The sequence below is a fragment of the Mucilaginibacter lappiensis genome, assembly GCF_050433765.1.
GTDB lineage: Bacteria > Bacteroidota > Bacteroidia > Sphingobacteriales > Sphingobacteriaceae > Mucilaginibacter > Mucilaginibacter lappiensis_A.
In genome coordinates this window covers 68677-95624 of the sequence record NZ_JBNPWP010000013.1, presented here as the reverse complement: position 1 = coordinate 95624, position 26948 = coordinate 68677, and the positions used below count along the sequence as shown (strand labels likewise).

The following is a 26948-nucleotide window of genomic DNA, read 5'->3' as shown; positions in this document are numbered from 1 at the left end:
TTGATTTAAAACACATGAAAACGAAAAATATTAAATATCTGATCATACTGATTGCCTTTGGCGCTGTTTCCTGCGCCAAGCTGAATGAAGACCCGCGGTCCTTTATCCCGGCAAATCAGTTCTATAAAACACAGGCCGATGCTGTGGCCGCTGTTAGTGCCGCCTATTCACTATTAAATGCCGGCTCCAATGCCGTACAAACACCCTATAACACACTGTTTAATACCGGGATGAATTTTATGGGCGATGATGAAGGCCCGGGGCCGGGTGCTACCAATGCCGATGTACGCTCACAGGCGGTGCTTGGTCATTCATCGTCAGGGTTGCGCATTTTACAAATATGGCAGCAGCATTACGCGGGTATAAAAAAAGCCAATATCGCTATTGATACCATACCGCATATACAATTTGATGCTACATTGAATAAAAGGCTGGTAGCCGAGGCCAAATTTTTAAGGGCCTTATATTATTTTAACCTGGTGCGTTTATATGGTGATGTGCCGCTGGTGCTGCATGACCAAACCTCCATTAACCTGTCCGATCTGCAAGTTCCCAGAACCGCGGCGGCTACTGTTTATAAGCAGATAGAGGCCGACCTGACAGCGGCCGCTACCGATCTGCCAAATATTTATACCGGGGCCGATCTGGGCAGGGCAACCGCGGGAGCAGCTAACGCACTGCTGGCTAAAGTTTACCTTACTGAGCGTAAATGGGATAAAGCGGTTAGCCAGGCCGAAGTGGTGATCAACGGCCCTTATGGTTATGACCTGTTTGCTAATTATGCTGATGTATTTTTACCCGCATCAGAAAATGGTAAAGAGCATATTTTTTCGGCTCAGTTTAAGTCCAATTCGCAAGGACAGGGTAATAACCAGGCTCCCCGGTCAATACTGAATGGGATACCCGGAATGGTGGGCAGTTATGCCGATCAGGTAGTATTTTATTCGGTGCCCGATGCTACAAAACCTAACGGTGTAGATAAGTTCTTCAGTATTTACAAGCTTTATACTGTTAAGGATAAAAGGAGAAATGTGAGTTTTGTAACCCGTTTCCAAAGCCCAACTACCAATCTATATTATGGCAAGCTGAATGATGCCACTATCCCCGGCGATTCGATACCCTTTTTTAATAAGTACTACGATCCAGGTGTTGTTTCCAACGAAGCCGAATCAGGTGCTAATGTATCTATCATCAGGTTTTCAGAGGTATTGCTGATCCATGCCGAAGCAGAAAACGAGCTTAACGGCCCAACTGCCAAAGCTTATACTTCTATTAACAGGGTGAGGGCCCGCGCCGGGCTTGATGCCTTGTCGGGATTGAGCCAGGCTGATTTCAGAGATGCGGTTTACCTGGAGCGCCGTCTTGAATTTGTATTTGAATATCAGCGCTGGTTCGATCTCATCCGTGAAAAAGATGCCAGCGGTAATGGCATACTCGAGGCCAGTCTACTCAAAGTAGGCAAAACTAACGTAAGCAAAGGGGCTAAGGGCAAGTTCTATCTTTTCCCTATCCCACAGCAGGAAATTGATAACAGTAACGGAAAGCTCACCCAAAATCCTGGATGGGAGTAAATAATATAATACCTAAATCAACTTTGATATGAAATATTTAAACTTTAAAATCTTCTCTCTTAAAAAAAATAATGGCTTACCGCTGGCTATAGCCTTTGGTTTGCTGATGACACAAGGGGCAAAGGCCCAAAATAATCAACCTTATGGCGGCGTAGTAGGGAAAACGCTTAATGATTCAAAGGAGTGGTGGCCTGAGCCTCATAAAGCGCCTACTGGCGCGCCAAATGTAGTATGGATCATCCTGGATGATGTAGGTTTTGGAGCAACAAGTACATTTGGCGGTATCATTAAAACGCCAAATTTTGATACGCTTGCCAATAACGGCTTACGGTATACCAATTTTCATACGGCGGGAATTTGTGCGCCCACACGTTCTGCTTTGCTTACTGGTCGTAACCACCATTATGTCCACGAAGGCGGCTTTTCGCATGTTGCTTTATCTGCCGGTTTTCCGGGTTATGATGGCAGGATCCCTTCTGATAAAGGAACCATCGCCGAAATACTACGCGAAAACGGGTATAACACTTTTGCGGTAGGCAAGTATGGCTTAACACCCGATGAGGATGCTACCGATGCCGGTCCGTTTGACCGCTGGCCAACAGGTAAAGGCTTTGATCATTTCTTCGGTTTCCTGGGTTCGGCAACTGATCAGTATAAACCTGATCTGGTAGAGGATAATGCCCATGTAACACCGGATGGCCGCCACCTCACCGAGCAGATCACTGATAAGGCAATAGGCTATATTACCAGGCAGCATAAAGTAGCGCCCGATAAACCTTTCTTTTTATATTATGCACCAGGAGCCACACACTCACCACACCAGGTAGCAAAAGAATGGAGCGACCTGTACAAAGGCCAGTTTGATTCGGGTTGGGACGATTTCAGGGAAAAGGTGATAGCCCGTCAGAAAAAGCTGGGCATTATACCTGCTTATGCCAAATTACCAGAACGTAATCCCCGCATAGCGGCGTGGAAATCATTGCCTCCTGCAGAGCAAAAGCTATACGCCCGTTTCATGGAAATTTATGCTGGTTATTTAACCTATACCGACCATGAAGTGGGTCGCCTGGTAGGCTATTTAAAACAAAGCGGACGACTGGATAACACCCTCGTATTTGTGATCATCGGCGATAACGGAGCCAGTAAGGAAGGAACGGTTCATGGGGTAATCAACCCTAAAAAGAACTCCGCCAAATTGGTTGCGGAAGATACTTACCTGAAAACAAATCTCGAAGATATTGATGATATAGGCACCCCGCAGGCTACTACCAACTATCCTTTAGGCTGGGCGCAGGCGGCCAATACGCCATTTAAATACTGGAAACAGGACGCCAATTCTGAAGGAGGTACCCGTAATCCGCTCATCGTTTATTATCCCAAAGGAATTAAGGATAAAGGCACTATCCGTACCCAGTATGGCCATGTGATAGATGTACTGCCTACCACACTTGAATTTACAGGCATTAAACTACCTGAATACATAAGAGGTATTAAACAGGATACGCTGCAGGGAACATCGCTGGTTTATTCGTTTGATCATCCTGAAGCTGCAACAAGGCATAATTTACAGCATTATTATATTTTTGGTTCGCGCTCTGTATACAGTAATGGCTGGAAAGCAGAGGCTGTGCACCACCCGGATAATGTAGAGCTCGGTGATTTTAAGGTTGGGCAAAACATACCTGATAAAAGTTTTGATGATGATATATGGGAACTTTATAACCTGAACGACGACTTTAACGAACGCATAGATCTGGCCAAAAAAAATCCTGAAAAGCTAAAAGAGCTGAAAGCGGTTTTTGAAGAACAGGCTAAAAAGAACAACCTATATCCCTTTATTGATTGGTACGACGTTTACCACCAGCGTATACATCAAAACTATAAAAAGTAACCTTAAAATCATATCATCATGAAATACGATCATAAAAAAGCTTTTGCGATAGTTGTTATTGCTTTAAGTTTTACATTGCCCGTGGCAGCGCAGACTACTATTAAAGTTTCTGCCGCCAATATTGCGCCCTCAGATGCGGCAACTTATAAGGGAGTGGTGGGTAAAACCCTGGCCGAATCAAAAGAATGGTGGCCGAAACCACTTAAGGCACCTAAAGGCGCGCCTAATATTGTCTGGATATTGCTGGATGATGTAGGGTTTGGCGCATCGGGTACCTTTGGCGGGCTCATCAGCACCCCCAACTTTGATACGCTGGCCAATAATGGGTTACGGTATATTAATTTTCATACGGCGGGTATTTGCGCGCCAACACGTTCGTCACTGTTAACCGGGCGTAATCACCATTATGTGCATGTGGGTAATTTTTCTCATGCCTCAACAGCAGCAGGTTTCCCGGGGTATGACGGCAGGATCCCGCCCGATAAAGGTACTATTGCCGAAGCTTTACGTTCCAATGGCTACAGCACCTTTGCAGTTGGTAAATGGGGTATAACACCCGATGAAGATACTACTGCCGTTGGGCCTTTTGACCGCTGGCCTACCGGTAAGGGTTTTGATCACCATTTCGGTTTCCTGGAATCTGCTACAGACCAGTACAACCCGCCTCATTTGGTAGAGGATAATTTCCATATAAAACCTGATGGCCGCAATTTGAACGAACAAATTACGGATAAGGCCATCGGTTATATTGATGCGGCTCATAAAGCAGCGCCAGATCAGCCTTTCTTTTTGTATTATGCTCCCGGCGCTACCCACGCACCGCATCAGGTAAGCAAGGAATGGAGCGATCTGTATAAAGGTAAGTTTGATGAAGGCTGGGATGTTTACCGTGAAAAAGTTTTCGCCAATCAAAAAAAGGCAGGTTATATACCAGCCTATGCCAAGCTGCCTGAACGTAACGAGCGCATCCAGGCATGGAAAAACTTACCACCCGACCAGCAAAAATTGTATGCCCGTTTTATGGAAGTTTATGCAGGTTACTTGACCTATATTGATAACCAGGTGGGCCGTGTGATTAGTTATCTGAAAACTTCGGGTCAGTTTGATAATACCTTGGTATTTGTGATGATAGGGGATAACGGTGCCAGTAAAGAAGGAACTGTTCACGGCGTGATCAAGCCTAAAAACTTGGCGTTGACCACACCAGAGGCAGATTATATCAAAAACAATGAGGCCGATCTGGAAGCGATAGGTACACCGGAGGCATCAACCAACTATCCGCTGGGATGGGCACAAGCTGCCAATACTCCATTTAAATACTGGAAATCAGATGCCGATGCCGAAGGAGGCACCCATAACCCATTGATCGTTTATTATCCAAAACTGATCAAAGAAAAAGGTGGTATTCGTAACCAGTATGGTCACGTTTCAGATATATTTCCTACTACTATTGAAGCCGCAGGCTTAAAACTACCAGAATATGTTAAGGGCATTAAACAGGATACCCTGCAGGGGAAATCACTATTCAACTCATTTAATAATGCCCAGGCTGCATCACTGCATACCAAGCAATATTATTACATTTTTACCTCGCGCTCTATTTATAAAGATGGCTGGAAGGCCGAAGCCGCCCACCGCCCGGATAATGTTGATCTGCTCAATTTTCCGCAAGGCAAAACCATCCCTGAACGCAACTATGATAAAGATGTATGGAAGCTGTATAACCTGAACGAGGACTTTAACGAACGTATAGACCTGGCTAAAAAATATCCCGAAAAGCTAAAAGAGCTTCAGGAGCTTTTTGATGCTGAGGCTAAACAAAACCACATATACCCCTTTATTGACCGCGACGATATAAACAATAAAAGGATCCATCATTTAGAAAATAACAACTAAACAATTGATCATGAAAAATTTAAAGACCTATTTACTGGTGATGCTTATATTAGTTACAGGTATTGTAAAGGCGCAGACGGCACTCGGTAATCCACCCTTATTATCGCTTGAAGCATTTGCTGCAAAGCTTAACGATGCAAAAAATGCACAGATCCTGGATGCACGCTCGGCAGAGGAATTTGCACAGAACCACATTAAAGGCGCGATTAATGTTGATGCCAAAGCTGCTGATTACCAGCAGCGCCTTGATGCGCTGCAAAAAGATAAACCAACTTTTGTTTATTCCATTGCCAATGGCCGGAGCGCGGCTTTATCACGCGAGCTGCGTGCAAAAGGATTTAAAGATGTAGAAGAGCTTCCCGGTGGTTTGGCCAACTGGATAGGTTCGGGACACCCCATTATTTCAACCACTAAAAAAGGTTTTTCCTTATCAAAAGCGCAGTTTATAGAGCTCACCGGTTCATCCCAACTGGTGCTGGTTGATTTTGGTTCCCGATACTGCGGTGCCTGTAAAAAACTGGTGCCTGTACTTGATTCCCTGAAAGCTGAAACAGGTTTTACACCTAAGATCATCAGCATTGAAGTGTATGATAATACTGCGCTGGCACGTGAGCTTAAGGTAAATGTATTACCAACCCTGGTGCTTTACCAAAACAAAAAGGAAGTTTGGAAAAAGCAGGGTTTTTCATCAGTAGCACAGGTAGAAGCTGCCGTTAATGGGGTAAAAACAGGCTTAGCAAGTACAAAATAAGCGCAATTAGCATTATAAATTAATAAGTCATCAAATTAATAAGTCATCCCGAACTTGTTTCGGGATCCCACATGCAAGGTTGGGTATAAAGGTATATAGCATGCCTACAGCCACCCTGTGAGATCCCGAAACAAGTTCGGGATGACCTTTCATAGGAATATTCACCAACATACCACCAATGTTAAAACGAATAGCTTACCTTATTTTATTCCTGTTCTTGTGCGATAATGCCTTTGCACAAGCCCCAAATACTAAGCCCAACATCGTGATCATTTTAGCTGATGATATGGGCTTTGCCGATCTGGGTTGTTTCGGTTCGGAAATTCATACCCCCAATATTGACAGGCTGGCTAAAGAAGGTTTAAAAATGACCCAGTTCTATAACGCAGGTCGGTGCTGCCCTTCACGCACATCGCTGTTAACCGGCCTATACCCACACCAGGCTGGTGTAGGTGATATGGTAAAGTATAAAGGTTCGCCTGCTTACCAGGGTTATTTAAATGATCATTGCGCTACCATTGCCGAGCTGCTAAAAGATGAAGCCGGTTATAATACCATTGTATCTGGCAAATGGCATGTGGGTTTACAGTCATCTGCATTAGCTTATAACCGAGGGTTCGACAAATCTTTTACCATGTTGAATAACGGCAGCAGCTATTTTAACTCGAAGCCTTTGTATAATGATGGAAGCAAGATCACCTTTATGCTTAACGATAAAGAAATCATAAGGAACGACACCTCGAAGTACCTTACCCAGGCCATTACAGATTTTGCTATAAGCTCATTAGACGAGATCAAGGATAAGAAAGATCCATTCTTCTTGTATGTGGCCTATAACGCGCCGCACTGGCCCATACAGGCATTGCCCCAGGATATTGCACGTTACAAAGGCAAATACCTTAAAGGCTGGGACAAGCTGCGTCGTGAACGCTATGAAAAGCTGCTGGCAAGCGGTATTATCAAAAAAGAATGGAAACTATCTGAAAGGGATAGCAGAGTGCCCGACTGGGATTCGTTATCACCCCAGGAAAAAGATAAATGGGACATCCGCATGGCTATTTACGCGGCCATGATTGATAGGATGGATGCAGGTGTGGGCGAGATCATGAACAAGCTAAAGCAATTAGGAAAAGATAAAAATACCATCATACTTTTTGTATCAGACAATGGTGGCAGCGCCGATGAAGTAAAAAGTCTGGCAACAGTGATCCAAAAAAACGGAACGCCGGGATCAGTTGAATCAATCGACAGTTATGAAATTCCCTGGGCCAATGTAAGTAATACCCCGTTTAAACTATTTAAAAGAAATACGCACGAAGGTGGCATTGCCACTCCATTTATAGCCTGGTTTCCGGGAGTTATAAAAGCAGGTAGCACCAATACTCAACCCGCCCATTTTATTGATATTATGCCTACCTGCCTTAACCTTGCCGGGGTTAACTATCCAGCTGAATTTAAGAACAGAAAGCTAACGCCATTGGAAGGGGTAAACCTGGTTAATATATTTAACAACAAACTCTTTAAAGGTCACGATGCCATTTTCTGGGAGCACGAAGGGAGCAGGGCCATCCGAAAAGGGAAGTGGAAGCTGGTTGCCGAAATTGATAAACCCTGGGAGCTTTATGACCTGGAAGCCGACAGATCTGAAACTAATAACCTGGCTGCCAAATATCCGGATAAGGTAAAAGACCTGGAGACCGAATACCTGCAATGGGCACAAAAAGTAGGCGTGGTCGACTGGAATAAGATCAAAGCATTATAGAATGATGCAGTGATAGTGTGAGTTTGTAACAAAAATGATAACCGTTTTCTTGTTGCATACTAAAACATCAATCGGTTACTTTATAAAATATAAACCTATCAGGATGGATTTTTTTATGGATAAGTATCTGGGTAAGCTGGTATTATTAGTATTGCTGCTGATAACGGTTAGCACCCATGCACAGCAGCGGCCCAATGTTATTTTTGTTTTGGCCGACGATATGGGCTATTCGGATCTGAGCTGTTATGGCAATCCGGTTATAAAAACACCCTTTTTAGATAAGATGGCGCAAAAGGGCGTTCGTGAAACCAATTATGTGGTATCCAGTCCGTCCTGTACGCCGTCGAGGGCATCGTTATTAACAGGCCGTTATGCTTCAAGGATGAACTTGCCTTATCCTATTCCACCAGGGTCAGAGTTGGGATTACCCGATCAGGAAGTAACCATTGCCGAAATGCTTAAAACCGTGGGTTATAAAATAGCCATGATAGGCAAATGGCATTTGGGCGATCATAAACCTTTTAATCATCCAATGGCACAAGGATTTGATTCCTATTACGGCCTTTTATACAGCCACGATTATAGGGCGCCTTACGTAAAATCTGATACAACCTTAAAAATATTCAGGAATCATACCCCGGAAGTTATTAAGCCTGCAGATTCATCGATAGTGGATCTTTATACTAACGAAGCTATAAGATATATAAAAGATCAAAAAAAGGGTAAACCATTTTTCCTGTACCTGGCTCATAACATGCCGCATTTGCCGGTGGCTTTTGCATCATCTCAAAAAAACAGGGGCCGTTCAGACGGCGGCCATCTTGGTGATGTGGTTGAACAACTGGATGCGAGTTTGGCCGAGATCTGGCAGGAATTGGAAAAACAAGGACTGGCAGATAATACAATATTCATGTTCTCGAGCGATAATGGGCCATGGATCGATTTTCCTTCACGCATGTCAGGCGATGGCGCAACAAAACGCTGGGATGCCGGTACGGCAGGTGTTTTCCGCGGCAGCAAAGGGCAAAGTTATGAGGGCGGCGTGCGCGAACCATTTATTGTTTACTGGAAAAACCACACGCCGGTAGGAGCTTCAATTACCAGCATGGTTAGTAATCTTGATGTACTACCAACACTTGCCCAATGGACAAATGCCCCGCTTCCGAAAGGACGTACACTCGACGGGCAATCTATTTCTGACGTGCTTTTGGGTAAAGCCCCAGCACATTCCACTCATCGCGAAATATATTATGTGAACAATGGTATTTGTGAGGCCGTGCGAAAAGGAGATTGGAAATACAGGGAGGTAAAATCAGGCAACACTAATGGTGGGATCTCAAATCAAACACAGGAATCCAAAACAGAATTATTTAACCTGTCATATGATCCCAGCGAACGTACCAATGTGATTGATGATTATCCGGATAAAGCCAAAGAACTGAAAGCATTGTTTGATAAATTTCCTGGCAAAACAGAAAATTAAATTGTAATTGTTGATACTGTATAAAAGGAGAACTACTTTTATGCCACACCATTTATCCCATGCGAAACAAATTTCTCTGCTTAATATTATCCCTGCCTTTGTCAGCTACTATAGTCTTGGCCCAGTCCACATCAAATAATGATGCCGGGCAAAAAGAACGTACATACCTGGTTAAATCGCTTACCCGCATAGCCGACCCTGTATTAACAGCATTGAGTAAAAACCAGCTTAAGCTGCAAATGCCGGTTGAAGCCAGCACTAATGACCGCAGAAATTATACCTATCTGGAAGCATTTGGCCGTTTGCTGGCCGGTATGGCGCCATGGCTGGAAATAGGACCGGATCAAACACCCGAAGGTATACTGCGAAAAAAGTATATCGAACTGGCCCGTACCTGCCTTCATAATGCCACGGACCCAAACTCGCCTGATTTTATGAATTTTAATAAGGGTGGCCAGCCCGTAGTAGATGCCGCTTTTTTAGCCCAGGCATTGTTGCGTGCACCCCGTCAATTATGGGATCCGCTAGATGCTACCACCAAAGCAAATATTATTGCTGCCCTGAAATCATCACGGGTTATTACACCCGGATATTCCAATTGGCTGCTGTTTAGTGCAACTATTGAAGCCGCATTGTTAAAGTTTGACAATTATGGCGACCGGATGCGCATGGATTATGCCATTAAACAGCATCAGCTTTGGTACAAAGGGGACGGTTTGTATGGAGACGGGCCAAATTTTCATTGGGATTATTATAACAGTTTTGTTATTCAACCAATGCTGTTAGAGGTGCTGCAGACTTTGCAAGACGCGGATAAGAATCAAAAAAATACTTTCGAAACAGCTCTTAAACATGCCCGGCGCTATGCTGCTATTCAGGAAAGGCTTATATCGCCCGAAGGCACTTATCCACCCATTGGCCGCTCATTGGCTTATAGGTTTGGTGCTTTTCAGCTGCTATCAAAAATAGCGTTGATAAAAGCATTGCCTGATAATATTAAACCACAGCAGGTAAGGGCCGCATTGTACACCATGATCAAAAGGCAATTAGAAGCCCCAGGAACTTTTGACGATAAGGGTTGGTTACAGATAGGACTTTATGGCCATCAGCCTAACATAGGCGAGGGGTATATATCTACGGGAAGTCTTTATCTTTGTTCTGAGGCTTTTCTTATTTTAGGGTTGCCCTCTTCAGACGAGTTATGGCAAAATGCTGATGAGGACTGGACCGCCAAAAAGGTATGGAAAGGGCTTGATCCTGGTACAGATCACGCTATTGATTGAAACTTGAAGGTTAATCTTTTAAAATATAATCAACATGAACATTATACCGATCATGAAATGCAGGGATATGGATGAGTCTGTGCGTTTTTACACAGAGGTATTGGATTTTAAGGTTTTAAATCCCGAGTCCGAAAATTCTTATATTTTGCTGATCAGGGACGGGGCACGACTGGATCTGTCGACAAATAGTGGTGATGGTGTATTTGGTAACAGGGTTAATATTATAGTGAGCAATGTTGATGCACTCTTTCAAAAATTTATAAGAAGAGGCTTAAACACGTCAAATAAACAAGAATCGCCGGTACACCAGGGGCCGGTTGATCAAACATGGGGCATGAGGGAGTTTTATGCGGATGATCCTGATGGGAATACCCTGAGATTTGGCCAGTTAATTGTTTAGCATATTTTTTCATTGATCCTATAAACACTTTTTCTGCCATAGATCATAATTCTTTTATTGACTTTATTTCTTATAAATTTATAAGTGGTAACCTAATCAATTGAAAATACTTTATGATATCTTCGGCTTCTGCTCCTGATCAAACAGGAAAAACAATTCCAGTAACGAGGGTTCGTTCAGTTGATCTGTTACGCGGCGCCGTTATGGTGCTGATGGCCATTGACCATGTACGCGTATACTCAGGGATACCAGCGGGTGGACCGGATCCCGGTATCTTCTTCACCAGGTGGGTCACTCATTTTTGTGTGCCGGCCTTTGTGTTTTTTGCTGGTACCGGAGCATTTTTATACAGACTAAATTTGAATGATAAGCATGCAGTGTCGCGCTTTTTGGTTAGCCGGGGGCTTTTGCTGGTATTTCTCGAATTAACCCTGATCCGCTTTTGCTGGACATTTAACCTGAACTATGCACAATTTACCCTGGCCGGCGTAATCTGGATGCTGGGCTGGTGTATGGTTGTTATGGCCGCGCTTATAAGGCTTCGAGCTAAAACCATTGGGCTCATTGGGCTTGCTGTCATCTTTTTTCAACAGGTTTTTGGATTACTAACACGGTTTTTACCCCAAGGTTGGCACAGCTACTTTGGCTGGTTATGGGAGTTCATCTATCCGTCGGGGCTGGACAGCGTTCCGGGTATCAATATTTTATACGTTTTGGTGCCCTGGATAGGGGTAATGATGGCCGGTTATGGCTTTGGTCCGATAGTGATCAGGGAGACAGCCGCGCGCCGCAAGATTTGCCTTTGGATAGGTCTTTCAGCTATCATATTATTCTTAGTTGCAGGTAGTTTATCGATTCGCTTTAGCCCACCATATAAAGGTGATATACCATTCATATTCCGCCTGCTTGCTCAGCAAAAATACCCGGCATCACAACTTTATCTTTTAATGACGCTTGGCCCGCTGATTGCGCTTGTGCCATTTGCAGAAAAGGCTCGTGGCTGGTTTGCCGGAGTACTAACCACATTTGGTCGTGTACCGCTGTTTTATTATCTCTTGCATATCCCGCTTATTCATATTGCAGCACTCTTTGTTAATTATATGAGGGAGGGCAGCTTTCATCAGGAATGGTACGGAACAGCCCCATACACACAAATGCCTGACGGGCACCAATGGGGGTTGGCATTGCTTTACCTGGTATTTATTATTGTTGAGGTGATCCTGTATGTGGTTTGCCGCAGCTATGCCGGTTATAAAGCTAATCACCCGGAAAAGAAATGGCTGAAATATTTATAAGAATTAACAAATTGGCCTATGACTCAAACAACCGTTAAACCCAACATCAAACAAACTGTACCATTTTTAGCAGTTTCAAATATGGAAGCATCGTTGCACTTTTATGTGGATGGTTTGGGGTTTGAGATCACAAATCAATGGATGCCCAAAGGAAAGATAGAGTGGTGCAGCCTGCAACGTGGGGGCGGTACGCTAATGCTACAGGAATCTCATAAAGAAGGATTTCATGAATGGGTACCTGGAAGCAAAGTGGGAGTAGGAGTGTCTTTAGTTTTTATATGCGAGGATGCTTTGGCCATGTACCACGAGTTTATCGGGAACGGATTGGAAGTTTCAGAACCTTTTGTGGGTAACGGAATGTGGGTTGTTTCCCTGAAAGACACTGACGGATATAGCGTTGAATTTGAAAGCCTTACTGATGTGCCGGAAGAGACCCGATTTTCTGAATGGAATAAATAAACTTTAACTGTCGCAAAACAATTTAATTGCTGGACTATTTGTTTTGGAAAACCTGGACTATATAAATAGACCAATAATGATTGAAATTAGTTGACAATTATTAAAGTCATCAAAGAAAAAATTACATCATGAAACCTATAAAAAATACTTGCCGCACCTGCGGAACACAATATCCAGCTGAGGCATCAATACCAGACCTTTGCCCAATTTGCAGCGATGACAGGCAATACTTTACTGACGAAGGACAGATCTGGACCAATACAACAGAAATAATAACTCATCATAAAGTAAGCATCACGGAACTTACTCCCTCATTGTATGCTTTGCAGGTAGTCCCTTTGTTTGCCTTAGGCCAAAGAGCATTATTAGTACTTTCGCCGGGAGGTAATATTCTGTGGGATTGCATTCCGCTGCTTAACCAGGAAATAATTGATTTTATCAGGTTAAAAGGTGGACTAAAGGCTATCGCGTTTTCTCATCCGCATTTTTATAGCAATGTAAACCAGTGGGCCGAAACTTTCGATTGCCCGGTTTACATTAACCATGCCGATGAGCAATGGATGTTTAATAAAGGGTCGATGATCAGGTTTTGGGAAGGATTGGAACAATCTCTTTGGGATGGGATTTCCATTATAAATACGGGCGGCCACTTTCCAGACAGTAGTGTATTGCGGGTGCCCGCCTTTTCGAAGGCCGGGGCGTTGCTTACCGGAGACAGTATTTACGTTGCAAAAAGTAAAAAACATTTAGCTTTCATGTATAGTTACCCCAACTTTATCCCTCTGCCGGCAAAGGAATTGGCAGAAGTGCTCCGACGGGTCGAAAAAATAGATTTTGATACTATATATGGTGGATTTGAATGGCAAAATTTAAAAGACATTGCAAAAACTGTTTTTAATTCATCAGTAGCAAGATATAATGTACCAGGTACAACACTTAATTTGTCGGCTGTTTAAAACAGGAACAAACCGTTCATCTACTTGATAAAAAAATGCCTTTGAATAATTTTAAGGGCATTTTTTATGAGGCTACTAAGTTTAATGTAAACGACTCCATATTAACACTAAATTATACTACCAACTATAATCATTTTGTACTGGCATAGCATATCCGCTTTTATCATTTTGAAATTACAAGCCTATCATTATGAGTTGATATTGATCATACCTAATTAACTAAATCTGCATTTAAACGCTAAAAACACGGTTTATATTAATCAACAATACAAATGGCATTGCTTTGGCATGTTTAGCTAAAATGTTATGGAAACGCTTTAACAGTGAACACCAAACATTTGAAGCATATATTAAAGTTGAATGTTATGTATTTAGTAATAATTGAAATAATTTGTTTTTTGGCTTTCATGATCCTTCCTTTCATTGGGCCCCGCAAAAAGAAGAAAAAGCTTATAGTTAAAAGAAACAGGCCTAACACAACTGCATCCTATGCAGTAAATAAAAATGGTTACCTGGAAAGAGCATTCATTAGCCGGTAACATAAGAGATTGCCTAAACTATATGCAATTGAGCCACGACATCTGTAATTATATCCGGCCCAGTAATCTGGTGAATAGTTCAAGAAACTTGCTTTTTAATTTAGTAGGTAAATTTAGGTTCTGATTGGAAGCCGGGGGTAGTTGCCCGGCTTTTTTATCCCGCGCTGTTTCCATGCATTTTCAAATCGCTTAACTTTTAAATAAACAATATCGTAATCACAATGAAAAAGTTCAGTTCAATACTGCTGGCGCCTCTCTAATAAATATACAAACACACACATAGTTTGACGGATTAGCTAACTGCTCAAATTTAAATACAAAAGATCTTACCGGTAACAACCGTAAGCCTGGTGCCCATGCACCAGGAGCAATACACTTATATTTTATAAAAATGAAAAAACTTTTCTTATCTATTGTTTTAGGCGCATCTTTAACTTATGCCTATTCCCAGGATCTGACGGCATCCACTTCAAAAGGTAATGCCCAAATCAAGGACTCTACAACTACCCAAAGTAAAAAAGACACTGTTGTTGCCAAAAGCGAACCCTTTGCCTTTGGCGATTTTACCTGGCTGAATGGTAACGACCGCAGGCATAAAGCCCTGCTTGATACCAAATATTTTACCGGTCGTTTCCTGCTCGATTTTAATTATACCGCATCAAACCATAACCCTGTAGACCATACGGTGGTAGGTTCTACAGCCCTGGCCCGTGACCACGAATTTGAAATTTCAACCATTGCCTTTGGCGGCGACTTTCATTATGATAATGTTCGTGCCAGCGTACTTACACAGTTTGGTACACGGGCAACTGTTGTTCCCCGTAACGATTTTAGCGTTACCCGCGGACAGTTTGATCTGGCAACCGCATACCGCTATTTAAGCGAAGCCAATGCAGGTTATCACTTTAACGTATTACACGGTATTAACGTGGATGCGGGTATATTCATGTCATATGTTGGTTTGTTTTCTTATTACAATGCCGAAAACTGGGCCTATCAGCCATCTTTTACATCTGATAATACACCATGGTTTTTTAATGGTATCCGTGTGCAGATCTTTGTAAGCGATAAATTGAAAATTGAACCCTGGTTGATCAATGGCTGGCAGTCTTATGGTATGTTCAATAGTCAGCCGGGCATAGGTGGTCAGATTTTATGGCGTCCGGTAGAATGGTTCCAGGCTTTAACTAACACTTATTATGGTGCGGATACACAAGATAAACCAGGAAGAAAACGGTTCCATTCTGATAACAGTATTGAGGTAAGGTATTTTAAAAGCCAGGATAAAGGCAGTTTTATTAACAGCGCCGCATTTTCAATCACAGGTGATATTGGTTTTGAAAAGGGTGATGGTGTAAACGGTTTCCATGCCGACCCGATTAAAGGCCCGGCTCAGTATTTTGCCAGTGGAATGATCTATCACCGTATGGTGATGGCTAAAGGTCACTTAGGTTGGACAATTGGTGGTGGAGTGATCAATAATCCTGGTCGTTACCTGGTATTGTACCCAACTGGTGATGCAAACCCAATACCTGCTATTAATACCGGTGCGGTTGGCTCACATCCGTTTACAGCTAATCCCGGCGATCAGTTTCATGGTTATGATTATTCAACAACTATCGACCTGATGCCGAATGATTACTTAACCTTCCGTTTAGAGGTTGTTCACCGCCATGCAAGTGTGCCTTACTTTGCGGGCCACGGTGGCGTAACCTCCCCAGACGGATATAATACTACACCCGTGCCAACGGATTTTACACCTGATCTGGTACCGTCCGAAACCAGATTTATTGGTGCTTTGCTGGTACGGTTTTAATCGCCATATCTTAGGATTTAATACTCTAAAAGGACCTGTTCTTTAGTGAACGGGCCCTTTTTTATAGGCTTCTAATTCAACCAGATCAGCGGATACCTTACCGGTAAATTTCTAATGATCTCTTCGTCGGCAGGGGAGTGTTCCAATTTTTTCCAGGTGTTTAGCCAATCGGCATTGTCATAAGCAGCGGCCCCAAAAACCAATGAGGGCTGTGCAACCGGCCAGCTTTCCCAGTGCATTACATCATGCGGGTAAGGCCAGGTGTTTTTATCTTTTAAATAAGGATATAAAAACTCGATCCCTTTTTTTATAGAACGACCATCACTTGTTTGATAAGTCCATAAATTATCTGTTTTATCGCTTAATAACTGGCAAATGGTGGTCATGGCATCCAGGTTAAATATGGAATAACCATAAGGTTTGGTACGCTTTAATTCCAGTGGAAAGCTGCCATCGGCGGCTATCTGGCTTGGTAATAGAACCTCCTTGAAACGATTGCGGCAAAAGTCCATGATCTCCTTATTTCCGGTAAACTTTGCAAAACAAGCAGCTTGCATTGTCCAGCAGGTGCCATGATTATTTTTGGCATTCATTTCATCTTTGCCATAAGGATGTGTGGTAAGCCAGGTAAGATATTGGCTAAACCAGCCCTTAATACCATCCATAGCTTGTTTACCTATCAATGGGGAACTTTGCATAGCTTCCAGGCCCTGCACTACTTCCATCAATTGTATAGTATCAATTATACCAATACCCCGCCCGGTAGCTATGCCTTTAATAGCCTGCGCATATTGCAAATTGGGATTCATCAAAGTTTCCTGATTAATGAACCAGGCTTTTAGATGCCAGAGGGCCTGCTTAACATATTTTTTATCCCCGGTAATTTTATAGGCCGATGCCAGCGCGCCAATAATGCGGCTAAAACGGATCATCGCCAAACGGTGGGCTACAAAATTTTGCGGATTGGTTAGTCCGTCTTTTTGAATATAAGGGCCGTCAGGGTTTTGTGGATTAGGCCACCAGTAATCGCCTTCGGAGTAAAAATCATGTTTGCCACCGGCACTTCGGGCACAAGTTTCGGTAGTAACTGTTACCGGCTGCTGTTGCAAAGCCCAGGCGGCTTCTTTCAAAATATCAACTTTTAAAGCGGCTGTTACCTGCTCCTTAACCGATGGTTGGGTATCTGTTTGCCAGCTCAGCATAAGTAAGGGCAAAAAGAATAATATATATCTTGTTTTAAACTTCATCACTATAAGTTTATAAATACTGTTGATAATCCCGGCGATTGTATGCCAACCACGCTTTTGCCATTATTTGTTTTTACACTGATCTGAGCCCGGCCGTTGTAAGCTTGTACCTTGCGCGATCCTCGTGAAGTACCCAGATCATCTATCAGTGTACCATCACCGGTTAATGAGAAGGCTATCCAGTTAACAGCATCAAGGCATTGCACCCCTTTGTTGTCCACCAGTTTTACCTGTATCGTAGCTTCGCCGTTTTCATCCTTGATTTTTTCGATCAGTAATTTGGCTGGCTTATCCCATTTTTCAGTTTGGTATTGCTGACTGATCTGATCGGTAACGGTTTGTTTGCCTTTATGTGCAATTACCTTAATGTCATTGTTGCCTGATTGTAATGGAACCATCCAGCGTAATCCTGCAGCCGGGAAATCCTGGCTGTTTCGTTTTTTTGTACCATAACTTTTGCCGTTCACAAAAAGCTCGGCATTATCGCAGTTGGAGTATACTTTAACCATCTTTTGCTCACCTGCATCGCCCCAGCGAACAGGCCACGTGTGTCCGTAAATATGGGCCATCGGCTTATCTGTCCAGTAGGATTGAAATACGTAATAGGATTCCTTTGGGGTAAGATCACGTTCTACCACGCCCTTTTGGTTCATATAAGGGATAGGGTTATCCGGGCGGATAGGGGTCGAAAAATCTTTAAAGATCCAAAACGCCGCGCCTGTTAACCAGGGCATGTTTTCCTGCTCTTTCAGGTGCCAGTCGAACAGGTTACAGATATAACTTTCGCTCCAGTCGCCATCTTTTGATGCACGGGCTGCGCCTCCGTATAATGAAGCATCTCCCAGGCGTTCATCGGTACCGCTGCCGGTCTTTATCAAACTAAGTGCCTTATCCGGATTTTCGGAGTGACGCAGGGCATGGCTGTCGCCGCCCCATTCTGCATGGAAAAAGTGTTTTACTTTCTTAAACTCATCTTCGCTGGTCTGTTTGTACTCGGTATATAAACCACGGTACCAGCCTGCCCAGATAGATGGCGAGTACACATCAGGTATATCTTTACAAAAATCACAACGCCTGATGGTTGTTTTGCGCGATGGATCAAGCTGATGAGCAAGATCGTTCTGCGCTTTCATGAACGTTCTTATCTTTTCTTTATCAAATACCGGGAAATCGCCCTCCCAGTCGTTCTCATTACCCAAACCCCATAAAATGATAGCCGGATGATTGTAATGTTGCTCAATCATGTTGGTCATCATTTGTTTGGCCTCATATTGATAAATTTCACCACCCAAGCCACCACGACACCATGGTTCTTCTTCCCAAACCAAAATGCCCAGGCTATCGCATAAATTCAATATGGTTCTGGATTGCTGGTAATGGCCCAATCTGATGAAGTTGACACCCATGTCTTTCATCATTTGCATTTCCTGGTGCATCATGCTGTCGGTCATTGCCTCGGCTACGCCGGCCTGATCCTCATGGCGGTGCGTACCGCGTAATAGCAAGCGTTTGCCATTAAGGTAAAAAGGTCCGTTATCAGCAAATTCATAATTGCGGAAACCCACTTTTTCCGTTTGTACATAAACCTGATCGCCCGATTTAACCGACACTTCTACTGTATACAAAGCCGGGCTTCCTGGCAACCATAGCTTAGGCTTTTTAACCTGGAAATCGCCAACGGCAGCATCGCCGGCTATACTGTTCAGCTTATAAGTTTTTTGGGCAACAACCTTGCCTTGTGGGTCGGTAAGCTTAATAGAACCTTCGGCAGCGGTGGCATTTGCAGGGTTATAAAACCTTGCTTTAATTTGAAGCTGCCCCTGTTTGCCTTCTTTATCAGTTTGGGCAGCAGCAAATATTTTATCTATGGAAAGCGAAGGCACGTACACAAGGTTCAGGTACCGGTAAAGGCCACCATAAACATTAAAATCAGATAATTGTGAAGGAATGGTTTCCAGATCGCGGGAGTTATCACACCTGACCTCAATTGGTATGCGTCCTTTAAACCGTTTTTGGTATACATCTGTTTTTTTGAAATCCTCTACAGCCTTGGTAATGTCAACCGTCCACTCATCATATCCACCTAAATGGGCGCCCACTTTAGTTGTATATACATATACCTCTGTTTTTTGCCCGGCCCCCTCAAAATGCAGTAAGGTTTGTCCGTTAGCATATGGGTTTTGAATATCAAGCTGGGTACGGTACCATCCGGGGCCTTGATAATAGTTTACATCAGGATCAACCGCGTCACGGGCATTAAAGCAATGAGGAAGATTTACCTTTTGCCATACCGGTACACTTTCAGGATTGCCAGGAGTAACCGGGCGTACGGCCTCCCATACACCGCCAATGTCTTGTTTTAAAAATTCCCAGTTATTGGTAAGCCTTGTTTTTTGCTGGGCGTAACTAAAGCTGTACGAAATACAAATAAAAAATAGTAAGACTGATCTTCTCATAGATGCAATAAATTCCTGATAAGTGTAACTGTAAGGTTTTCTAATGAAGGGGTACAATCAAAAGTATATACTAAAAATAATTAGCCATTATACTTTAGGTGGTTTATTTACGCAAACGTTTCCGGGAGGTGTTAAACGTTGGCGGTTTCGGTATGGTTAACTTAATACAGCAATTTTATGCTTTTATTGATTTTAATGAAGAATTACGGATAAATAGCTCTGTGGGTAAAACCACGTTTTCAAATTCGGTAACGGGGCGCTTGCTGTTAATAATGCTCAAAAGCATTTCGGTAGCTTTTCTGCCAATTTCAAAAGCGGGTTGATGTACCGAGGTTAATGACGGATTTAAAACATCGGCCAATACGGTATTGGTAAAGCCAACTAAAGCTATATCCTGAGGTATTTTTACGTTTAGTTTATGCAATAAAGTTAAAGTAGAAGTGGTGATCCTGTCAGAGGCCGTAACTATAGCATCCGGTTTTATATCTAACAATAGCAGTTCATCAATAGCTTGCTGAATTTCATCCAGGTCCTTTCCACCATGATGACAATATTTAATATATCGCTCATCTATCTCCAATCCGCTTTCGCTAAGTGCCTGCTTATAGCCATATAACCTTTCATAGGTAACTGACGAGCTCACGGAACTGGTAATATGTGCAATATGTTTGAAACCCGAATCAAGTAAATGCATGGTGGCTTCAAATGCTCCTTTAGCATTGTCAACAATAACCTTATGGGTTTCAATTTCATTACTTACACGGTCGAAAAAAACAATGGGCAAACCCTGGTTTTGCAATTTTCTAAGGTGTTCTACATTATTGGTTTCTGTGGATATTGAAATTAAAAGCCCATCTATGGCACGATGTATCAGGTGGCCTACATTTTGTACCTCCAGATCATATGACTCATGACTTTGCGTAATGATTACGTTATAGCCCTGGCTATACGCTTCTGATTCCATACCGTTAATTACCTGGGAAAAAAATTGATTGTCGATACTTGAAACTACAATACCGATAGATTTGCTATGCCCCCTTTTGAGACTTTGTGCCATAGGATTAGGCCGGTAATTGTTTTCCTGAGCATACTCCAGTACCAACTTCTTGGTCTTTTCGCTAATCTCATAACTGTCTCTCAACGCTTTGGACACTGTTGATACGGATAGATGTAATTCTTTGGCAATGTCCCTTATAGTAATGGCATTAAAATTCATAATTGGCTCTTCACCGGCAAATCAACAAAATAAATAACAGCACAAGCCGGTTTTTCATAAAAATAGATAAAAAACTTCGAATCATAATGCTATTTAAACCTGTTTTTGAAATATAATAATACTTTTTGGCTGATTTTAAATCTTATTGTTTTACAGATAAAATAACCAACTCAAACGTTTTCGTAAAAATTAACCGGGTATACTTTTAATTTGGTGCTAATACATCGTAATATTGAACTAACCATCAGGGCCTTTAACTTCCCCTAAATTTTAAGGTACTAAAACTGATCATGAACTTCATGTATAAACTATGAGAACCAATTATTTCATTGCTTTTTTTTTGCTGAATTTATCGGCCATAAAAGCCTTTTCACAAACTGATGTAGCCCAGGCTTTTTCATTTGCCGAAAAACAAACTGTACTAATGCTTAAGGAGGTTGACAGTGCTAAAATTGATCCGGACAATCCAGCACTGGTCTCTCCCCGTACTTTAAATGCCGATGGGAAATTTGTAATGGTACCTTCAAAAGACTGGTGCAGTGGCTTTTTTCCTGGTGAACTGTGGTTTTTATATGAGTATTCAAAAGACAAAGCATGGATGGATCTGGCCAAAAAATTCACCGCTAATATTGAGGTTGAAAAAACCAATGGTATTACCCATGATATGGGCTTTAAGGTATATAACAGTGTAGGTAATGGCTATCGTTTAATAAAGGATCCGCATTATAAAGAGGTTATTATTGAAGCTGCTAAAACGCTCTCAACACGTTTTAACCCCGTGGTGGGGTCTATTAAATCATGGGATAACCGTAAACAATGGAAGTTTCCGGTAATTATTGATAATATGCTTAATCTGGAGCTGCTTTTTGAAGCTACCCGATTAACCGGCGATTCAACTTATTATAAAATTGCAGTTGCGCATGCCAATACAGCCATGAAAAACCATTTTAGGGCCGATTATAGTTCATATCATGTAATTGATTATGATCCTGAAACCGGCAAGGTACTACATAAGCAAACCCACCAGGGCTATGCCGATGAATCAGCATGGGCGCGTGGGCAGGCATGGGGTTTATATGGTTATACCATGTGCTACCGCGAAACCCATAACAAAGTTTATTTGCAGCAGGCAGAAAACATTGCCAAATTTATTTTCAGCAACCCTAATTTACCGGCTGATCTGGTGCCATATTGGGATTATAACGACCCTGCCATTCCCAAAGTGCCGCGTGATGTTTCGGCAGCAGCAATAGCTGCTTCGGCTTTATATGAATTGAGCACTTATATTAAAAATGCCAAAGACTATCGCTCAACAGCCGATAAGATAGTTGCAACCCTGAGTAAACATTACCAGGCACAGGCCGGTGGGAGTAAAGGCTTTTTGTTACTGCACAGCACCGGACACAAACCGGCGGGTACCGAGATAGATGCGCCAATAATTTATGCAGATTATTATTACCTGGAGGCTTTGTTGCGCAAACAACACTTATACAAAGGGCAGCCTGTAATTAACCGTTTTTAAGATCAGCTATGAAAAAAATATTATTGCTGGCGGGGTTCATTATTTCATTTTTGAATGCCAGGGCACAGTATGTAAGTTTAACCGATACCGAAATCAACACCTTAAAAAATAATATTGAAAGTAAAGACGAGGTTAAAAAAGCATTTGAGCCTTATAGGCAAACTGCTGAAAATGCCATGGACGAGCAGCCGGATCCAATAGAAACCATCGTATCACAAGGGGTACTGGCTGGAAACCCTGCAAAAACCGCGAGCTTAAAGGCTCTGCATGACGGCGACAAAGTATACGCGTTGACCTTGCTTTATAAATTATACGGCCAAAAACAATATTTGCAAAAAGCGCAGGATTACCTGCAAGCCTGGGCAAAAATCAATAAACCCAACGGCGACCCTATCAATGAAAGTAAACTGGATGATTTTATAACCGGATATGACCTTATCAGGAATGAGGTTTCATCTGATGCCCGAAATGAGGTTGATGCCTGGTTAACCAATATTTATAATGCTGAATTGAACAGCCCATCGGCAAAACCAGGTAAAACTACTGGGTTTAACAACTGGAATTCGCACCGTATTAAAGTGATGACACTAACGGCCTTTACTTTGCATAATGACGGGTTTATGGAGCCAGTGTACAAACTGCTTGAAAAACAGATTGATGATGACCTGTACGCTGATGGAACCAGCTTTGATTTTAAGGAGCGGGATGCCTTTCATTACCATACGTATACCCTTGAGCCACTGTTAAAAACCTGTATGGCAATATATCGAGCTACCGGGAAAAAATATTTCACCTATGAGTCGGCTAATGGATCATCCATACAAAAATCAGTTGACTTTTTGGTGCCATTTGTTACCGGTGAGAAAACACATGCCGAATTTGTAAACAGCAAGGTAGGCTTTGATAAAGCGAGGGCCGCCAATCACGAAAAGGGCTATGAAGCAGGTACACTATTTGAGCCCGTAAATGGTATCAGCACGCTTTCACTTGCTGCTTATTTTAACCCGAGCTATGTAAATGCTATACAGCAAAGCCCGGTGAAGGAAAAATTTAACTGGCAGCTGGCACTTGATCAGGTAATGAAACCCGTAGCCATCAATAATTAATAACAATTGTTTATTTAAATTACTCATGGCAAACATGCGTAAAAGCCGAATGCGAATAACGTGTTTGTACTATTGTAATTGATTGATTTTAAGGCGAAATTTACTTGTAAATTGTAAACTTCGCATGAAAAAGATCATTACTCTCCTGATATTATTAGGAGGCGCTCTGTTTGCCAGTGCGCAAAATTGCAACCAGTTTATAGGTACCGTAAATGGTAAAAAGCTTATTTATTTAAATCAGGACGCTAAAGGAAACTCCCAGGGGAAACTAATATACACGGCAACAAAAAAAGATGCTAATACGGTAAGCGTTCATAGCGAGGTTTTTGATAAAAATGAAAAATCAATAGGAGGCGGCGATTCTGAAATGATATGTAATGGCGATGCTATTAAAATTGATATGAAAGCCTTTGTACCTGCTTCATCCATGAAACAATTTAGCAATATGCAAATGACTGGCGATGCCAAGTACCTGGCTTATCCGCTTAATCTTAATGCCGGTCAAAAGCTGGATGACGGGGCAGTCACTATCGATATCAGTAATAATGGGCAATCCATGTCACAAATACAGATGGATATTACTAACCGCCTGGTTGATAAAGCCGAAACAGTTAGTACCAATGCCGGTAGTTTTGATTGTTATCGCATCACTTATGATGCCACCATGAAAATGAAAATGATGGGAATAGGTATACCCGTACGTATGAAAGTGGCCGAATGGTTTGCCCCAAAACTTGGCCGCTTTGTAAAGTCAGAAACCTATAATAAAAATTCAAAGCTCATGGGCAGCATGGTGCTTGATTCCATAAATTGATGCCCGGATTGTTTTAATCAAAACGGAAAATCGACGAAAAAACTTTAACCTACCCTTATCACAAAAAGAAAGGCCGGCATTGCTAAATGATGGCCTTCTTTTTTTATCGTATCTTCATTCAGGGGAAATACCAGTAACGGGCAAATTTGTACTGTTATGATTTTTTTTAAATTTCCTGTAACCATTTTATTTTACCGAAGTCTCCAGTATAAATTAAAACACTAAACCTGTTTGAATACGCTAACTGATAATGCCATCATGCACCGGGTAAAAACCGGAGATCTGGAAAAAATGGGGTTGCTTTTTGAACGGCATCACCGGCCTTTGTATGGCTTTCTGTTTCACATGACGTATAACAGAGAGGGTAGCGAGGATATGGTACAAACCGTTTTTTACAAGATGCTCAAATATCGCAACACCTTTACCGGCGATGGTGAGTTTGTAGCATGGATGTACCAGATAGCCCGTAATGTGTTAAAGGACAGCTTTAAAAAGAAACCACAACAAGCGCCGCACTATGATGTGGAAGCGTTTGCAGATAAGCTTGCGGGTGGTGTTTCGGCAGAGGAGCAGCTGGAAACAAAACAAACCCGTGCAGAGCTTTACGGGGCTATGGGAAATTTAAGCAGCGACTATAGGGAAGTTTTGATCATGAGCAGACTGCAGGAACTTAAACACCAGGAAATAGCGCAAATACTGCAAATTACCGAAGGTGCGGTTAAGGTAAGGGTACACCGGGCCATGCAGGAGTTAAAAGGTGTTTATTTAAAAATGAAACGCTAAACAGAAATATGATGAAATGTGAGCAATACCAGGATCTGTTTACAGATTATATGAATAAGCAGCTGACAACTGCCGAACAAGGGGAGTTGGAGGAACATATTGCCGGCTGTGATGCCTGCCAGCAGGAATTGGCTGTGATGAAAAATATATGGAACCAACTGGGTGAATTAAAAGCGCCTGAACCGTCGGCACATGTAAAAGTAAGGTTTCAGGCCATGCTGGATACTTACGCGGCATCGGTAACAGAAAATAGGAGTTTGGGGGATAAGATCAACGATAGCTGGAACAGGCTGTGGCAATTGCAGCCAAGATGGCCCCTCGCTTATAGCATTATAGTTATACTGGTGAGTTTTGGTTGCGGTTTTTGGGTTTTTCATAACAGCCGGAATGATAAGCAGGCACAACAGTTACAAGCACTTACTACGCAAGTACACGAGTTAAGGCAAACCATGATGCTGGCCCTGCTCGAAAACCCATCGGCTTCGGAACGGATCAGGGGAGTAAGTTATACCAGTGAGATAAAACATGCTGATAAACAGGTTATTGATGCATTGCTGGCTACTTTAAATAATGATCCCAATGTGAATGTGAGGCTGAGCACGCTTGATGCCCTGGCACATTTAGCCAATCATCCCGAAGTAAGGGAGGGGTTGATACAGTCAATTGTACAGCAGGATTCGCCCTTGCTGCAATCAGCTATCGCTGATGTGATGCTGAAGCTACAGGAAAAACGTTCGGTAGGCTCATTTAAAGAATTATTAAAACAAAAAGACCTTGACCATGGTGTACGTGAAAAGATCAAAGAAACCATAACCCAACTCATTTAAAAAAACAACATATGAAAAGATTACTGATCCCCGTTTTGGCGGGAGCCGGGCTTTGCTTTGCCCAAATTTCGGCCTCGGCCCAGGAGTTTAAACAGCACGTTAGCAAACAATTTACGCTGCAAAAAGGTGTGGTAGCTATTTACAACATCAGCGGATCCATTAACGTAGAGGGTTATTCCGGCGATAAGGTTATCATGGAGATCGAAGAAACCATTTCTGCCGATGATCAGGCAACGCTGGAACAAGGTAAAAAGGAATTTAAACTTGCTTTTGATCAGAAACAGGATACGGTAATGGCTTACATTGCTGAACCCTACGATTCAAGACCCCGTCACAACTGGAACAGAGGGCATGACGACAGGGAGATCCATTACCAGTACAATCTGGAGTTTACAGTGAAAGTGCCATTCAATATGGATCTGAAGGTTTCCACAGTAAACAACGGTCATATCACGGTTAAAGATGTTTATGGGGCATTAAAAGTAAACAATGTAAACGGGCCCATTGATATTGTTAACGCGAAAGGTACTACAGATGCGCATACAGTTAACGGCGCGGTAACGGCCAATTACCTAAAGATCCCATCTGATGCTTCATCGTACAGAACCATAAACGGAGAAGTTAAGATTACCTATCCCGCGAGTTTAGCTGCCGATCTGGAATTTAAAAGTATGAATGGCCAGTTCTATACCGATTTTCCTGATGCGGAGGTAATGCCCGGCAAAGTGATTAAAACACAATCAAAAAGCAGCAATGGTACTGTTTATAAACTCAGCAAAAATTCCGATGTAAGGATTGGAGCGGGCGGTAAAACATTCAAATTCGAAACCCTTAACGGGAATATCTATATTAAAAAACAACAATAAAAGCTAACA

Annotated in this window: 21 protein-coding genes; 18 read left to right on the top strand and 3 right to left on the bottom strand. The window is 42.5% G+C overall.

The window, feature by feature from the left end; all coding sequences use genetic code 11:
- Positions 1-14: 14 nt before the first annotated feature.
- From M2273_RS27990 to M2273_RS27935, 12 genes are all read left to right on the top strand, one after another.
- Entirely contained in the window at positions 15-1571 is a 1557-nt protein-coding gene (locus M2273_RS27990; protein ID WP_429401206.1) for a RagB/SusD family nutrient uptake outer membrane protein, read from the top strand.
- A gap of 28 nt (positions 1572-1599) precedes the next feature.
- Positions 1600-3462 (top strand): arylsulfatase, encoded by a 1863-nt coding sequence (locus M2273_RS27985; protein ID WP_429401204.1) that lies wholly within the window; start codon positions 1600-1602, stop codon positions 3460-3462.
- Positions 3463-3480: 18 nt separating this feature from the next.
- The gene (locus tag M2273_RS27980; protein WP_429401202.1) at positions 3481-5358 is read left to right on the top strand and encodes an arylsulfatase; all 1878 of its coding nucleotides are present in this window, start codon (positions 3481-3483) and stop codon (positions 5356-5358) included.
- A gap of 10 nt (positions 5359-5368) precedes the next feature.
- A complete protein-coding gene (locus M2273_RS27975; RefSeq protein ID WP_429401200.1) occupies positions 5369-6109 on the top strand; it encodes a rhodanese-like domain-containing protein in 741 nt (246 codons plus the stop codon).
- A gap of 178 nt (positions 6110-6287) precedes the next feature.
- On the top strand, positions 6288-7871 hold the full coding sequence (locus M2273_RS27970) for an arylsulfatase (RefSeq protein ID WP_429401198.1): 1584 nt from the start codon (positions 6288-6290) through the stop codon (positions 7869-7871).
- A 103-nt stretch (positions 7872-7974) separates the two neighbouring features.
- On the top strand, positions 7975-9354 hold the full coding sequence (locus M2273_RS27965; RefSeq protein WP_429401196.1) for a sulfatase family protein: 1380 nt from the start codon (positions 7975-7977) through the stop codon (positions 9352-9354).
- A 98-nt stretch (positions 9355-9452) separates the two neighbouring features.
- The gene (locus tag M2273_RS27960) at positions 9453-10637 is read left to right on the top strand and encodes a DUF2264 domain-containing protein (protein ID WP_429401194.1); all 1185 of its coding nucleotides are present in this window, start codon (positions 9453-9455) and stop codon (positions 10635-10637) included.
- 34 nt (positions 10638-10671) lie between these two features.
- A complete protein-coding gene (locus M2273_RS27955; RefSeq protein ID WP_429401192.1) occupies positions 10672-11037 on the top strand; it encodes a bleomycin resistance protein in 366 nt (121 codons plus the stop codon).
- A 113-nt stretch (positions 11038-11150) separates the two neighbouring features.
- Complete coding sequence (locus M2273_RS27950) at positions 11151-12332, top strand: DUF1624 domain-containing protein (RefSeq protein ID WP_429401190.1); 1182 nt, start codon at positions 11151-11153, stop codon at positions 12330-12332.
- Positions 12333-12350: 18 nt separating this feature from the next.
- The gene (locus tag M2273_RS27945; RefSeq protein ID WP_429401188.1) at positions 12351-12791 is read left to right on the top strand and encodes a VOC family protein; all 441 of its coding nucleotides are present in this window, start codon (positions 12351-12353) and stop codon (positions 12789-12791) included.
- A gap of 128 nt (positions 12792-12919) precedes the next feature.
- Positions 12920-13747 carry a hypothetical protein gene (locus M2273_RS27940; protein ID WP_429401186.1) on the top strand — a complete coding sequence of 276 codons (828 nt, stop codon included), beginning with the start codon at positions 12920-12922 and terminating at the stop codon, positions 13745-13747.
- Positions 13748-14677: 930 nt separating this feature from the next.
- Positions 14678-16102 carry an outer membrane beta-barrel protein gene (locus tag M2273_RS27935; RefSeq protein WP_429401184.1) on the top strand — a complete coding sequence of 475 codons (1425 nt, stop codon included), beginning with the start codon at positions 14678-14680 and terminating at the stop codon, positions 16100-16102.
- 71 nt (positions 16103-16173) lie between these two features.
- Here the strand turns inward: M2273_RS27935 and M2273_RS27930 are convergent, their stop codons facing one another.
- The 3 genes from M2273_RS27930 to M2273_RS27920 all read right to left on the bottom strand — a co-directional run bounded on the left by M2273_RS27930 (position 16174) and on the right by M2273_RS27920 (position 21021).
- Positions 16174-17349, bottom strand: coding sequence for an alginate lyase family protein (locus M2273_RS27930; RefSeq protein WP_429401182.1), 1176 nt, complete (start codon positions 17347-17349; stop codon positions 16174-16176).
- A 2-nt stretch (positions 17350-17351) separates the two neighbouring features.
- Positions 17352-19805 carry a glycoside hydrolase family 2 TIM barrel-domain containing protein gene (locus M2273_RS27925; protein ID WP_429401180.1) on the bottom strand — a complete coding sequence of 818 codons (2454 nt, stop codon included), beginning with the start codon at positions 19803-19805 and terminating at the stop codon, positions 17352-17354.
- Between the two features lie 175 nt (positions 19806-19980).
- Positions 19981-21021 (bottom strand): LacI family DNA-binding transcriptional regulator, encoded by a 1041-nt coding sequence (locus tag M2273_RS27920; RefSeq protein ID WP_429401178.1) that lies wholly within the window; start codon positions 21019-21021, stop codon positions 19981-19983.
- Between the two features lie 310 nt (positions 21022-21331).
- Between M2273_RS27920 and M2273_RS27915 the strand changes: the two genes are divergently transcribed.
- The 6 genes from M2273_RS27915 (at position 21332) to M2273_RS27890 (ending at position 26939) form a co-directional block, all read left to right on the top strand.
- Positions 21332-22543 carry a glycoside hydrolase family 88 protein gene (locus tag M2273_RS27915; protein ID WP_429401176.1) on the top strand — a complete coding sequence of 404 codons (1212 nt, stop codon included), beginning with the start codon at positions 21332-21334 and terminating at the stop codon, positions 22541-22543.
- Positions 22544-22551: 8 nt separating this feature from the next.
- Positions 22552-23649 carry an alginate lyase family protein gene (locus M2273_RS27910; RefSeq protein WP_429401174.1) on the top strand — a complete coding sequence of 366 codons (1098 nt, stop codon included), beginning with the start codon at positions 22552-22554 and terminating at the stop codon, positions 23647-23649.
- Between the two features lie 124 nt (positions 23650-23773).
- Complete coding sequence (locus M2273_RS27905; protein ID WP_429401172.1) at positions 23774-24463, top strand: hypothetical protein; 690 nt, start codon at positions 23774-23776, stop codon at positions 24461-24463.
- A gap of 231 nt (positions 24464-24694) precedes the next feature.
- Positions 24695-25246: an RNA polymerase sigma factor gene (locus tag M2273_RS27900; protein ID WP_429401170.1), complete on the top strand. Its 552-nt coding sequence runs from the start codon at positions 24695-24697 to the stop codon at positions 25244-25246.
- An 8-nt stretch (positions 25247-25254) separates the two neighbouring features.
- Positions 25255-26073 (top strand): zf-HC2 domain-containing protein, encoded by an 819-nt coding sequence (locus tag M2273_RS27895; protein WP_429401168.1) that lies wholly within the window; start codon positions 25255-25257, stop codon positions 26071-26073.
- Positions 26074-26084: 11 nt separating this feature from the next.
- The gene (locus tag M2273_RS27890; RefSeq protein WP_429401166.1) at positions 26085-26939 is read left to right on the top strand and encodes a DUF4097 family beta strand repeat-containing protein; all 855 of its coding nucleotides are present in this window, start codon (positions 26085-26087) and stop codon (positions 26937-26939) included.
- Positions 26940-26948: the final 9 nt, after the last annotated feature.

What these genes read in the sequence shown, in the direction of transcription:
- M2273_RS27910 (WP_429401174.1), top strand. Translation starts at nt 22,552, where the DNA reads ATGAAAAAAATATTATTGCTGGCGGGGTTCATTATTTCATTTTTGAAT.
- M2273_RS27915 (WP_429401176.1), top strand. Translation starts at nt 21,332, where the DNA reads ATGAGAACCAATTATTTCATTGCTTTTTTTTTGCTGAATTTATCGGCC.
- M2273_RS27945 (WP_429401188.1), top strand. Translation starts at nt 12,351, where the DNA reads ATGACTCAAACAACCGTTAAACCCAACATCAAACAAACTGTACCATTT.
- M2273_RS27950 (WP_429401190.1), top strand. Translation starts at nt 11,151, where the DNA reads ATGATATCTTCGGCTTCTGCTCCTGATCAAACAGGAAAAACAATTCCA.
- M2273_RS27975 (WP_429401200.1), top strand. Translation starts at nt 5,369, where the DNA reads ATGAAAAATTTAAAGACCTATTTACTGGTGATGCTTATATTAGTTACA.
- M2273_RS27930 (WP_429401182.1), bottom strand. Translation starts at nt 17,349, where the DNA reads ATGAAGTTTAAAACAAGATATATATTATTCTTTTTGCCCTTACTTATG.
- M2273_RS27965 (WP_429401196.1), top strand. Translation starts at nt 7,975, where the DNA reads ATGGATTTTTTTATGGATAAGTATCTGGGTAAGCTGGTATTATTAGTA.
- M2273_RS27905 (WP_429401172.1), top strand. Translation starts at nt 23,774, where the DNA reads ATGAAAAAGATCATTACTCTCCTGATATTATTAGGAGGCGCTCTGTTT.
- M2273_RS27980 (WP_429401202.1), top strand. Translation starts at nt 3,481, where the DNA reads ATGAAATACGATCATAAAAAAGCTTTTGCGATAGTTGTTATTGCTTTA.
- M2273_RS27895 (WP_429401168.1), top strand. Translation starts at nt 25,255, where the DNA reads ATGATGAAATGTGAGCAATACCAGGATCTGTTTACAGATTATATGAAT.
- M2273_RS27940 (WP_429401186.1), top strand. Translation starts at nt 12,920, where the DNA reads ATGAAACCTATAAAAAATACTTGCCGCACCTGCGGAACACAATATCCA.
- M2273_RS27970 (WP_429401198.1), top strand. Translation starts at nt 6,288, where the DNA reads ATGTTAAAACGAATAGCTTACCTTATTTTATTCCTGTTCTTGTGCGAT.
- M2273_RS27920 (WP_429401178.1), bottom strand. Translation starts at nt 21,021, where the DNA reads ATGAATTTTAATGCCATTACTATAAGGGACATTGCCAAAGAATTACAT.
- M2273_RS27955 (WP_429401192.1), top strand. Translation starts at nt 10,672, where the DNA reads ATGAACATTATACCGATCATGAAATGCAGGGATATGGATGAGTCTGTG.
- M2273_RS27925 (WP_429401180.1), bottom strand. Translation starts at nt 19,805, where the DNA reads ATGAGAAGATCAGTCTTACTATTTTTTATTTGTATTTCGTACAGCTTT.
- M2273_RS27890 (WP_429401166.1), top strand. Translation starts at nt 26,085, where the DNA reads ATGAAAAGATTACTGATCCCCGTTTTGGCGGGAGCCGGGCTTTGCTTT.
- M2273_RS27985 (WP_429401204.1), top strand. Translation starts at nt 1,600, where the DNA reads ATGAAATATTTAAACTTTAAAATCTTCTCTCTTAAAAAAAATAATGGC.
- M2273_RS27935 (WP_429401184.1), top strand. Translation starts at nt 14,678, where the DNA reads ATGAAAAAACTTTTCTTATCTATTGTTTTAGGCGCATCTTTAACTTAT.
- M2273_RS27990 (WP_429401206.1), top strand. Translation starts at nt 15, where the DNA reads ATGAAAACGAAAAATATTAAATATCTGATCATACTGATTGCCTTTGGC.